This is a genomic window from Moorena sp. SIO2C4 (assembly GCF_010672485.1).
Taxonomy (GTDB): Bacteria; Cyanobacteriota; Cyanobacteriia; order Cyanobacteriales; family Coleofasciculaceae; genus Moorena; species Moorena producens.
The window spans coordinates 1-11477 of the sequence record NZ_JAAHGN010000110.1 but is presented as its reverse complement, the minus strand read 5'-3'; the positions used below and the strand labels follow the sequence as shown (position 1 = coordinate 11477).

The window sequence follows — 11477 nt, the reverse complement described above, 5'->3', positions numbered from 1 at the left end:
TAGATTAGCTTGGTCTACAAAAAACCCTTGTAGTCTTTGAGCGTCTGCTTGACCATAGTTCAGAGGTTGTAAGAACTGATAGCGGTTGATGCCAATTGCTATACCAGCGTAATTTGCCATTTACCCCATACCCTAGCGGCTGAAACTAGTATATTTTATGCCTAATATATATGCCTAATTTTATTACTATTGCTGTAGTTTCCCCTTACACTTAAATTCTAATTCAACCTTGTTTAGCTTAAGCTAACAGCTTAAATTTATTAATTAATTAATCTAACACCATCGAAGATAGTCCACCTCTAAAGGCTCTCGAACTAGGCTTTCCAACTAATTTATGTCAATCTAGCTTCTGTCAAGATTTTCCTTCATTATAAGAGTTAACCTTTTTTGGCCTAATCAGAGGATATAATAGTATGCTGTCCAAAGTAATCCGGCTATTGGTGTTACCCGGCTTAGTAGGGGTTAGTTGGTTGACTACAGTTGCCATTGTTCCCCAAAGCGCCGAAGCCAAGACAGCTCGTATTAATGTTACCCTGAATCGTGAGCCTGACGAAACTTACCAAGGCTTTATGCGCCGTGCTGAAGTAGTTGCTAGAGCAGCAGCTCAACGGAGCTTCGATAGTGACATATTGACTACAAAGGTAGCGATTACTATTCTAGGGCAAAATCAAGGAGAAATTGCCCCAGTCTTGTTGTTAAAAGTCAGCCGTCCATCCTGGAAAAGACGACCGGATGCCAAGTATTGGGCAACTTACTTTCCCAATACCCAGTTCCTACTGCGAGTTGAGGAACCTGATTTTTCTGCTCAAACTCAGCCACAGTCACTGGAACCAGCTTCCCCAAGTCCTCAGGCACCGCCAGCAAACAACCAGGCTCCTGAGTCATCATCACCTGACAACCAGGCTCCTGAGTCATCATCACCTGACAACCAGATAGAAGACCGAGATACAAGACAATGAAATAAGATAGAAAAGCTGTCTAACAATTTAAATAATTTACACTTATGGCTGTTCCTAAGAAGAAAACCTCAAAATCCAAACGGGATAAACGTAAAGCTAACTGGAAGCGCAAAGCGCATCTGGAAGCACAAAAAGCCCTCTCTCTCGGTAAAGCAGTCCTGAGTGGGCGTTCTAGCTTTGTTTATCCAACAACGGAAGAAGAAGACGAAGACTAGGTTTACTCCTCCCCACCGGGCTTCGGACGGCGTATCGCTGATTTTTACCATGGTTCCGGTGGGTTACGTATCACTTAGAAGGCGTTATACGGCTTGCTGCTCTAAAACCTAGATCCGACTTTCGGGTCTCCAAGCTACTGATCTGCCTTAATAAATCGGAAGCTAATACTGAAGCTAGGCGTGAGAGTCTTGACTGATCAAGGAGTACTGTCTTCTCACCGGCGTTAATAAATTTTAAAAATTTTCTAGCCTCATTATCAGTATCCTGGTCTTTATATACCAGGGAAAGTCCAACCCTCAACCCCTACCGGAAAACTATCTGAGGTTCCCATAGGTTGCTGGGGATTGAACTGGCATATCTAAAATTAATTTCTGTTCGTTAACTGTTGGTGGTTAACAATTAACAGAAACTGATTAGTTGGGCTGTGGTAATTAGATGTATCACAGCTTAATACCATTGAGTTAAGTTTCAAGTCAATGCCAGACAATTTACCAAACATTTTGAAGGGTCAATTGTTAAGTTTGGTAACTAAATTTGGTAACTCAATGATCAGTAACCAAGGATAATTTAGCTAATACCGCGATTGATTGTTTTGAAATCGTCTATACTGAAAATAGTAGGGAAAACAAATTAAGAGCTAACCGCCACCTACGTGCTTTAAAATCGAACTTTTCTGTATTGTTCCGGTGCGGAGGGGCATCCCGTATCGTTAATAAAGCTTGCCGAGTATCCGAACCGATAGGTGGAGTTGGCAAGAAGCCCACACTGACTCGTTGAGTTCAGTGTGGGAGTATGTCACTAACTCCAGCAATAATTGCCCAATGATAAGAAAAATTTTAATATCTGTAGCTGGTCGGGGACTGTGTGAAGAAATGTTCAACATGTTGGCCGAAATCCCTGCCATACAACAGGCATCGGTCACAGTTCTACATGTCGTGCGTCCTCAAGTCACAGCTGAAGCCATGTCAGCTAAGTTAGAAGAGGGGGGTAAGATTTTAGCAGATGCGGTCAAGTCGTTAAAAGTTGACCCCAGCAAAATCACTCCCAGACTCAAACAGGGAGACCCTAAAAATATCGTTACCCAAGTGGCAGACGAAGAGGAAACCGACCTGATTATTATGGGTTCGAGAGGACTAACTCGCCTAGAAGCGATTTTGGAAAACTCCGTTAGCCAATATGTGTTCCAATTGTCCTCCCGCCCGATGTTGTTGGTCAAAGACGATGTCTACGTCAAACAAATCAGACGGGTTATGGTCGCAATGGATAAATCTGATGCTGCTCAAAATTCCTTCGAGTTGGCTCTATCTCTAGTGCGAGACATGAAGAATGCTCAACTATATCTAGCTCGTGTCATCCCCGAAGCCAAACCTGATCAACTGATGAGCAATGCTGAAGCAGACCCAGTGCTTGCAGAAGCAGCAGCAAAAGCCAAAAGGCAAGGTGTTTCTTACCGTTGTGTTCTAAGTGGCGGTAAACCCGGACCAGGAATCTGCCAGTTAGCAGAGGACAAGAACATCGACTTGCTGATTCTCGGTTCTCCTGACCGTCGTCCTTCTATCGCCAAGAGTTTAGTAGATTTAGATCGATTACTGGGTAATTCTTTATCAGACTACGTCAGAGTCAAAGCCAATTGCCCAGTGTTGTTATCACGCACAACTACTTGAAGCAGTCAGTTATTAGCCATTAGCCATTAGTCATTTGTCATGTAAGCATTCAGCCGTCAGCTATCAGCTATCAGCTATTAGCGAGTAGGCGCTTTAACTGCACGGAGTCGGATGAGTAAACGAGCAGGGATTTTCAACCAGCCATACTAGTTCGTAAGCTTGTTTACTACCGCCCGTTGATTAGTTAATTAGCTGACGGCTGACGGCTGATAGCTGAATGCTTACTTTGTCATTAGTATTGCCAGTAAACCTCTTGTTGCTTACAAGTTGCTTAAAAAGGGTTTATGATCAAGGCTTAATGAGAAAAAGTTAATGACTAACTATTTAAACTTCCACGTACTTTAGCTTCCATGCACTTTAGTCGTGGGAGATATACTCGTAAATCCGGTAACCATCACTTACAATCCCGCCTAGTTTAGTGGCGGGAAAAGTTAAATTAACCGTTGTTTAATTCTAATTAATTAAACAACCTTATACAAAAAATACCTTAGACTTTTATCCTGGGAAGAATCCCACCCTGACCTTTAGCTAAGGAGCAATGCTTGCGCTTTTGGTACAGGCGTGGGGATTATCACCAGATCAGCTAACTAGTTTCCTGAGCCTTCACGGCTCGCGGTTTGGATATAAAGAATTAGCAGGAAAACCGCCGGAACCAGCACAAACAGGATGCTGGCAACAAACCCTAGATCGTTAACTTGCATGATTATTAGTTCCTCTAAATCGTTTTTAACCCACCAGCTATAGGATACCATTAACACGGCTGGTAGAAATAGAAGATAGAAATCGAAGCCTGGCAGGAGGAAATCCGGCTAATGGTAGATAAGCGCGTTGATAATACTGGTGAGATACAGTCAATTATCTTAGCTCTACTCCCTACTCCCTACTCCCTACTCCCTGGCCTTTGGGCCACGCTACGCGAACAAACCCAGGACGAAAGCACCTCATCCAATTGATAAATCCTACAAACCCTATGTACACCTCTATATAACGAGCGGTATTCAGCTGACAATCCCTCGCCAGCTAGCCCTTAAAATCCCTTGGTAGGTTAGATGGCAGCAGATGGGGATTTGCTCTTAAGGGTTGGTTTAGTTTTCACACTCACCGGTCCATTCACCAAGACTTGACAGGCTAATCGGTAAGTATCTGGCTTTTTCTTGAGTTTCCGATTTTCCACCTCAGTTCTAGGGGATAGATTTTCTATGCCTGCCACAATTTCCACAATACAGGTCCCACATTGACCATAACCGCCACAATTCACCAGCTTGCCCCGAAACGTGTAGAGATCTATGCGATTTTGCAGCATTTTCTCCCGTAAGTTCGCTCCATTGGCAGCAATGACTTCTTGGTCTTCCTTGACAAATTTGATATTAGCCATGATTTGTCCCAAGTCTGATCTTATTTTCTGATAGTATTACTATTTTATTAAGGAATGTTAAAAAAATAAGCATCCCTGGTTAATGGTTCATGGCTAAGTTAGCCATAAACCGTTAACCATAAACCATAGGAGTTACTCTGTCAATTTAGTTTTGAGAGTTAGGGCAAGGTTAATGGTATTAGATGTTAGGGGTTAGTTTTTAACGCCTAATACCTAGTGCCTAATACCTAGTGCCTAATACCTAGTGCCTAATACCTAGTGCCTAATACCTGGGGTCTAATTAGGACAAGTCTAGTTTACCCCTTCATTCAATTTTGATGGAATACTAGGGAATATCGCTAACTTTACTATCTGGTAAATTACTCACTGCCCGTTGCAGGTTGGCCAGAGCGCGGTTGTAGCCCAGAATTGCAGTAAGTTGGTTAATCCTAGCCCGGGTAAGAGCCGTTTGCTGGTTAATTACGTCGGTTTGGGTACCAACCCCTGCCTGAAATCGTAACCGAGCTAGCCGGAGACTCTCTTGTGCTACTTCTAGGGCAAAGGATGCCGTTTCAATACTCTCTTCATTGGAGTTTAATTGAGAATAAGCTTGTTCGATCTCAAAGCGTATTTGATCCCGTTGGTTAGCAAAACTGCTTTCAGCTAAGGCAACATCAATATCTTCCTGCCTAGCTCTGGCCATCGCTGCTCCGCCATCAAAGAAATTCCACTGGAATTGTGCCCCTACCGAGTAACCATCACCAAAACCCAACGTATCATTTAAGCTATCAGCTAGGTCGATTTGACCAAACACACTCAACTGGGGCCTTACTGGAGCCAGAGCAATGGTGCGCTGTTCCTTGTTGATCTTTCGTTGGACCAGTTGCTGTTCTAACTCAGATCGGTTTTTATAAGACAGGATCAGGCTCTGTTCTAGAGATAAATCCCAACTTCCAGCAATTTCGATGGGATCTGCTGCAGTAATTTCTGCGGATTGAGATAAGTTTAATAACTCCGCCAGCTGACGTCGAGCAATACGTTGGTCACTCAGAGCGTTGGTCAACCCTTGAGAGTCATTGGCTAGCTCAACCTGTTGTTGCAAAACCTCAAATCGGGTTCCTAAACCAGCTTGTTCCAGTAACTCCGTATCCCGTAGAATCTGAGCGGACTCGGTGACTGCCGCTTGGGAAATCTCAACTCGAGCATCAGCTTCTTGTAAATTGTAATAGGCAAGGGTGACCTGAAGTCGGATCTCTTCAGAGAGGCGTTCTACCTCTAGCTGTTGCAACTTTAGCTGTTCCTCAGCTACCCGGACTTGTGCTGGTCGTTGCCCACCAGTGTATAGGTTATATTCTAACCGTAGGGCTGCAGTGAAACTTCCTGACGGCTCATTGATTGGAAGTAATCCTTGCTGAGCCCTTAGTTCGTCTGTTACCTGGCCTGATGCACTATCGGCATAGTTAATGGCTGCACTTGTTGACAAACTGGGATACCAAGCGGTTAAGGCTTCTTGGAGAACAAACTGATTACGTTCCAAGGTCAGTTGCGCTTGCTGTAATTCCTGATTATTACGCTTTGCCAGTTCTATGGTTTGTTGCAGGGTAATGGGCTGTGTGATATCTATCTGGACTTCCTGGCTTTGGGTAGGAAATGATAAAGGATTGGGATCAGGATCAAGAAACTCTGGCGCTGAGGTTCCAGGGGTTGGTGAGCTTCCAGAAGTTTGTGACATTAACTCAGGGTTTTCCTCTGTGGCAGATTCAACCACCGTATCCTCACCAACGTCTACAGATTCCGATGGCGCTGCTAGCTCAGCCACAGCAGGAATCGACTCCTCTTGGTTTGGCTGATTAGTTGGCGCTGCTAGGAGTTCAGCCACAGCAGGAATCGACTCCTCCTGCTTTGGCTGGTCAGTAGGCAGGATGGTTTGATCAATAATTTCTTGGACTAATTCTTCTTGGACTAATTCTGCTTCTGAAGGTGAGGAATCTACAGAGGGAATAGACTCCTGTTGCTCTGGTTGCTTGGCAGCTGAGGTAGTGTTATTGATGACTTCTACCACTAGCTCCCCTACCTCTGAGTTTGGGGCTGCTTCTGTTAAGGATTCTTGGTTAGGTGTAGCTACTGAGTTATTCTGAGGCTTAGTAACTGATGGTAAATCTTCTGAGGCTCCGGATTCCATGCCGCTCAAGGCAATTGCCGTCCCCACACCTACAGCTAATATATAACGAAAAGTTGGCATAGATTTTACAGTTGATTTTTAGTCTTAGCAGAATTACTTCTCTTGCTCAATTTAGCAACCAATGGCAGGATAATGGCTTGCTATTGCGTTTAGCAAAGGAATATTCCCGGTTTGCATATCTAAATCAGGATTGAGCCTCAAATTGCCATTTTTTATAGGAGTTGCTCTTTAACAAGACTTTATTATAGTGGGCAATGGCTTCACAGTATCCTCATATTGGCAATTTTTTGTTGCAGGGAGAAAAGTGACTAGATGCGTTCGCTTTTAGCGGAAGCTGAGGCCTTTGGCCACGCTTTGCGAACGCTTCATCGCATAACCCCTAGAATAATCTGTCACACATTTCAATTGTGAATAGGGGCTGATCGCTTTTAGCGGAAGCTGAGGCCTTTGGCCACGCTTTGCGAACGCTTCATCGGGAGATGGGGAGATGGGGAGATGGAGACCTCACTTGGGTAGGTTTTTTACATTTGGGCGAGTACGTACTGGCATTGGGAATAAATTTCTCAAAATATGTCGGAAAATCTACAAGAATTTCCACCGATTACCGACCCATCTCCCCATTAGCCATTACCGATTACCCATTACCGATTAGCCATTACCCATTACCTATTACCTATTACCTATTACCTATTACCTATCTCCAAAGTAAAAAACCTACCCTTGTCAGGAGATGGAGACTGGGAGATGGGGAGATGGTAGACTCGCTTTTGCATAAGGGTCGCGATTGACCGTAGGTCACGCTACTTGAGGTGGAAATTTAAATGCATATTAACTGACTGCTTGCTGTGATCGTAAAACTGGGTTGACTAGGGATGGGAAGATAGGGAAATGCCAGGATGGAGAGATGGGAATCGAGCAACTTTTTGTCAATCCAGATATCGGGTTGATGGGTTAAATTCTATTACTGAGCCGATGCTCTAGTATCAGTAAGTGGCCTCAATTACGATAAAACTATTCTTTTTTGACCTTAGGTTAGATTGGGGTGGGGTTGAACAGCAGAACAGGTTTTCCTGTCTGCCACACTACCAAAACCTTATCCCTTTTGTGACGATTACTTGATGCTCAGGGTTAATTGTGTTCCAAGGGTTTTGCCATCGCTTTTAGCGGAAGCTGAGGCCTTTGGCCACGCTTTGCGAACGCTTCATCGCGTAGCGGCTCGTACCGAGCATCGCATTCTCTTGCTTACTATCTATTCGGCATTCACAAATTCACCAAATTGTGTCTGCCTAAGGTTTATGGCTAAGGATTAACAGTGGGATAACGTTCTTTCTTGAAACAAGGCGTTAGCAATCCGGCAATAGCAAGGCGTTAGCAATCCACCAATAGACCTTACGCCAGTCAAATTACCTAATTTTTTACAAAAATAAGCAGCAATAAAATTTAGTAAACCCTGGAGCAAAAATCCAGAAATAAACAGACTTTTAAATAATTATTTGTATTTATTAATTTCAGGGTATTATTTATTTAGCCTTAGGTATTTATATGACAACCTGTTAACTAGTGAATAAAAATCCATACATATTTTTTTTCCTGTGCTCTGTTCCCTGTTCCCTGTTTATACACTTGATCCATAGCCTAAGTTTTTATATTTTTTTTTATATTTTTTGATAGTTAAGATTATATAATTAATTCAGTAAATTAAGAGCACCACTGACTCATAAATCATAAATAATGATAAAACCATGAGCTATATATTCTGAATCACTCTGAGGTTAATCATAATTATAAGGGAGTTAAACCAAGAAATAATGAAAAGCGATTAATCACAAAAAATCTTGAAGTATTGAATTATTTTGTATAAGTTTTATAACTTTTTTTATGTCCTGAGTACGGTCTTTTTTTGCAATTAAGGTAGCATTGCGATCGCGTACCACCACCACATCGTCTAAACCAATAGTAACAATCACCTCATCTTCACTACTGGAGTAGACAATTGCTCCTTGAGTATCCAGTTCTACATGATTAGCCATTGCGACATTTTTAGCATCGCCATTATGCAGGCGTTCTAAGGCATTCCAATCTCCCAAATCATCCCAACCAAAGGAGGCTGGTAAAACATAAGCTAGTTGTGTTTTTTCCATCAAAGCATAGTCAATACTTTTCTTATCTAGCTCAGCATAAGCCGCCACACCTTTTTCTTCTAAAGGGGCAATAATTTCTGGTGCATGGGTGCGCAATTCATCTAAAACTACCCCAGCCCGGAAAATGAACATTCCACTGTTCCAGCTGAATCGACCAGTAGACAAAAATTCCTCAGCGGTCTCTTGGTTAGGCTTTTCGGTGAACCGACTGACCTGATACACTGGCAATCCTTCAAACGTGCCAGTCTTATCACCTTGCTCAATGTAACCGTAGCCTGTAGAAGGGTATTGGGGCGTGATGCCTAAGGTCACAATCGATGACTCAGCAGCAGCCAATTGAGCAGCCGCCTTGATAGTTTCCTGAAACCCTTGCTCATCTTCAATCCAGTGGTCAGCAGGGAAAAAGCCCACTACCGCATCTTCTCCGTAAGCCTTAGCAATCTCTAGAGTTGCCCAAGCCACCGCTGGTGCTGTATCCCGTCCTTCCGGTTCAGCTAATAGATGCTTCTGGGGTAACGATGGTAGTTGTTGAGTCACCCCCTCAGCTAACATAGCAGAAGTAATCACCCACAACTGTTCTGGCCCGACCGTCAGCTTAATCAATCGGTCAGCCGTTGCCTGTAAAAGACTCTTACCACTACCATCCAAACATAAAAACTGCTTGGGTCGTTGCTTACGGCTCAACGGCCAAAACCGTTCTCCTTTGCCACCAGCAAGAATCACAGGTATGAGAGAGTTATCCATGATGTAGCCTTAACTGTAGTTTTCTGCTACATACTAACCTCACTTTCCCTGATTCAGCTGGTATAGGCTGTAGATTATGAAAAATGGTTAAAGTACTTCTTTAGCCATGAGATTAGTCATGACTAATCTCATGACTAATCTCATTTGTCCACCAATTCCTTCATACCTGTTCAGGCATTCCTGTTGTGCATTGATCATAAACGATTAATCACTCATTGATGTTCCTCAAAGCGCTTTCCCCAGGAGCTTTAGCCGTGGGTAGCCAAAGCGCTTTTTTCAATTAAGCCACTTTGAAGGTAGGCACAATGGTTTATTGGCTTTGACTTCTAGACTTATAGACTAATAAATAACGTAAGCATTCAGTCGTCAGCCGTCAGCTAAAAGCTCACGCTACTTGAGGTGCCGTCAGGCGTCAGCCGTCAGCATTCAGCTGACGTAACAAAGATTAAACGAATGCTTACTTGTTTTATTTAAAAGCTCAAAGCTGAGAGCTGAGAGCTGAGAGCTGAGAGTTGATAGCTGAATGCTTACCAAAGAAGAATATCTTAAACTGTAGCCACAGGCTACAGTTTAATTGGATAGCCAACTATAGGCTTGGAACTTGAATGCTTGGCCTTTCGGCCAGGCTACGCGAACAACAGTCATCACAATTCATAGGTAGATTTGGATACAGGTGTGATTAATAATGCCTCAGCTTCAACACCACAACCATCACCCCAAGAGGGTGATACAGGAGTCTCTTACTCTCAGCTTGACCTGACTACAGACCTAGACGCTTCTGTCTCTGGATTAAGATTAACCTTTGCCCCCTATTTGCGGTGGGTATTTTGGAGTAGCGCTTTTGTCCTGACAGCAGTTATTTCTGCGGCTTTGGGAGCCACCTTAGCCCTAGTTACCCCATTGTCGCCCCTGATTAAATCCCATTCTCAACCGGAAAACTCCAAAATCCCCCAGAATCAACCAGCGGCTTCTGAGCACAAGTCTTGGCGTAAAAGCTTTCCCTATAACCTGTCACGACCGGTTAATATCCTGGTGATGGGAATAGACCGAGTCCCAGATGCGTTGCCAGGTTCCCCAGAGGTTTTTGGAGGTCGCAGTGATACCCTGTTGCTGTTGCGCTTAGACCCTAAAGACCACTCAGTGAATATGCTTTCAATTCCACGGGATACCAGAATAGAAATTCCCGGTGTTGGGATAATTAAAATTAACGATGCCAATGTCAAAGGTGGATCTACCTTAACCGCAGAAGTGGTTAGCCGTACCTTGAATGATGTGCCAATTGATAGGTATGTGCGCATTACCACTGATGCATTTCGGGAACTTGTGGACTTGGTCGGTGGCTTGGAAGTGTTTGTGCCTGAGAGGATGGAATATGTAGATGTCACTCAGAAACTGGAAATTGATTTAGAACCAGGGTGGCAAACTTTGAATGGAGACCAAGCCGAACAATTTGCTCGATTCCGAAAAGACAATGGTGATATTGCTCGGATACAGCGGCAGCAGATCTTACTCAAGGCCCTGCGCCAGCGTTTAGTTACTCCCAGTGTCTTGCCTCGTTTACCCAAAATCCTGCGAGTGATGCAGCAGTATATTGATACCAATCTCAGCTTAGAGGAAATCTTGGCACTGGTCGGTTTTGGTCTAGAGGTTGGTAAAGATAATATCAGAATGGTACTCTTGCCTGGTCGATTTAGCAAGGCTGATGAATACATTGCCAGTTACTGGCTGATGAATTCACGAGGGCGAGACCGAGTGATGAGTGAGTATTTCGAGCAAGAACCGAAATATAAGAGTTCATTAAAGCGCCGCCGTTCACCCCATCGGGTCAGAATTGCGGTTCAAAATGCTACCGATGACCCAGAACTTGGTCGCCGTGTTGCCCGCTATTTAGCCAGACATGACTTCTACAATGTCTATTATGTCTCAGATTGGCCTGACCGCTTGTCCCAGACTGAGATTATTGTTCAGCAAGGGGACATAAAAACAGCAGATATTGTCAAAAAAGTCCTGGGACTAGGTAGAGTAGAAGCATCCTCTACTGGTCATCTCAAATCTGAGCTGACGATTAGAGTCGGTGAAGATTGGTTAGAGAGGGAGTTTTAGGCTTTAAGTTTTAATGAGTCAGGTTCACAAGTGATTAGGGTGATTTGGCGACGCTTATTGGGACTAATTTTAGTTCTTGTTATGGCTTGGCTATGGGTGCTTTTATCGGCTACT

Annotated in this window: 10 protein-coding genes; 6 read left to right on the top strand and 4 right to left on the bottom strand. The window is 43.6% G+C overall.

The window, feature by feature from the left end:
* The first annotated feature begins 413 nt into the window (after positions 1–413).
* The 3 genes from F6K20_RS08735 (at position 414) to F6K20_RS08725 (ending at position 2839) form a co-directional block, all read left to right on the top strand.
* Positions 414–959 (top strand): hypothetical protein, encoded by a 546-nt coding sequence (locus F6K20_RS08735; protein ID WP_008191605.1) that lies wholly within the window; start codon positions 414–416, stop codon positions 957–959.
* 44 nt (positions 960–1003) lie between these two features.
* The gene (gene rpmF / locus F6K20_RS08730) at positions 1004–1174 is read left to right on the top strand and encodes a 50S ribosomal protein L32 (protein WP_008191603.1); all 171 of its coding nucleotides are present in this window, start codon (positions 1004–1006) and stop codon (positions 1172–1174) included.
* Positions 1175–1996: 822 nt separating this feature from the next.
* The gene (locus tag F6K20_RS08725; RefSeq protein ID WP_008191600.1) at positions 1997–2839 is read left to right on the top strand and encodes a universal stress protein; all 843 of its coding nucleotides are present in this window, start codon (positions 1997–1999) and stop codon (positions 2837–2839) included.
* 587 nt (positions 2840–3426) lie between these two features.
* Here F6K20_RS08725 and psbM read toward each other — a convergent pair.
* Entirely contained in the window at positions 3427–3540 is a 114-nt protein-coding gene (gene psbM, locus F6K20_RS08720) for a photosystem II reaction center protein PsbM (RefSeq protein ID WP_044495836.1), read from the bottom strand.
* A 111-nt stretch (positions 3541–3651) separates the two neighbouring features.
* Here psbM and F6K20_RS08715 point away from each other — a divergent pair, with 111 nt between their 5' ends.
* Positions 3652–3792: a hypothetical protein gene (locus tag F6K20_RS08715; protein ID WP_154659991.1), complete on the top strand. Its 141-nt coding sequence runs from the start codon at positions 3652–3654 to the stop codon at positions 3790–3792.
* A 92-nt stretch (positions 3793–3884) separates the two neighbouring features.
* On the opposite strand, the gene F6K20_RS08710 is transcribed toward F6K20_RS08715, so the two are convergent.
* Both F6K20_RS08710 and F6K20_RS08705 read right to left on the bottom strand, forming a co-directional pair.
* A complete protein-coding gene (locus F6K20_RS08710; RefSeq protein ID WP_008191595.1) occupies positions 3885–4214 on the bottom strand; it encodes a 2Fe-2S iron-sulfur cluster-binding protein in 330 nt (109 codons plus the stop codon).
* A gap of 325 nt (positions 4215–4539) precedes the next feature.
* Positions 4540–6435 (bottom strand): TolC family protein, encoded by a 1896-nt coding sequence (locus F6K20_RS08705; RefSeq protein WP_287263042.1) that lies wholly within the window; start codon positions 6433–6435, stop codon positions 4540–4542.
* A gap of 419 nt (positions 6436–6854) precedes the next feature.
* Here F6K20_RS08705 and F6K20_RS08700 point away from each other — a divergent pair, with 419 nt between their 5' ends.
* On the top strand, positions 6855–7163 hold the full coding sequence (locus tag F6K20_RS08700; RefSeq protein WP_008191590.1) for a hypothetical protein: 309 nt from the start codon (positions 6855–6857) through the stop codon (positions 7161–7163).
* Between the two features lie 1035 nt (positions 7164–8198).
* Here F6K20_RS08700 and F6K20_RS08695 read toward each other — a convergent pair.
* Entirely contained in the window at positions 8199–9260 is a 1062-nt protein-coding gene (locus F6K20_RS08695) for a mannose-1-phosphate guanylyltransferase (protein WP_008191588.1), read from the bottom strand.
* Between the two features lie 675 nt (positions 9261–9935).
* Between F6K20_RS08695 and F6K20_RS08690 the strand changes: the two genes are divergently transcribed.
* Entirely contained in the window at positions 9936–11363 is a 1428-nt protein-coding gene (locus tag F6K20_RS08690) for an LCP family protein (RefSeq protein ID WP_131827358.1), read from the top strand.
* Positions 11364–11477 lie beyond the last annotated feature (114 nt).

Bases quoted from the DNA above. Each gene is read 5' to 3' on its own strand.
- F6K20_RS08735 (WP_008191605.1), top strand. From the start codon at position 414: ATGCTGTCCAAAGTAATCCGGCTATTGGTGTTACCCGGCTTAGTAGGG.
- rpmF (WP_008191603.1), top strand. From the start codon at position 1,004: ATGGCTGTTCCTAAGAAGAAAACCTCAAAATCCAAACGGGATAAACGT.
- F6K20_RS08725 (WP_008191600.1), top strand. From the start codon at position 1,997: ATGATAAGAAAAATTTTAATATCTGTAGCTGGTCGGGGACTGTGTGAA.
- psbM (WP_044495836.1), bottom strand. From the start codon at position 3,540: ATGCAAGTTAACGATCTAGGGTTTGTTGCCAGCATCCTGTTTGTGCTG.
- F6K20_RS08715 (WP_154659991.1), top strand. From the start codon at position 3,652: ATGGTAGATAAGCGCGTTGATAATACTGGTGAGATACAGTCAATTATC.
- F6K20_RS08710 (WP_008191595.1), bottom strand. From the start codon at position 4,214: ATGGCTAATATCAAATTTGTCAAGGAAGACCAAGAAGTCATTGCTGCC.
- F6K20_RS08705 (WP_287263042.1), bottom strand. From the start codon at position 6,435: ATGCCAACTTTTCGTTATATATTAGCTGTAGGTGTGGGGACGGCAATT.
- F6K20_RS08700 (WP_008191590.1), top strand. From the start codon at position 6,855: ATGGGGAGATGGGGAGATGGAGACCTCACTTGGGTAGGTTTTTTACAT.
- F6K20_RS08695 (WP_008191588.1), bottom strand. From the start codon at position 9,260: ATGGATAACTCTCTCATACCTGTGATTCTTGCTGGTGGCAAAGGAGAA.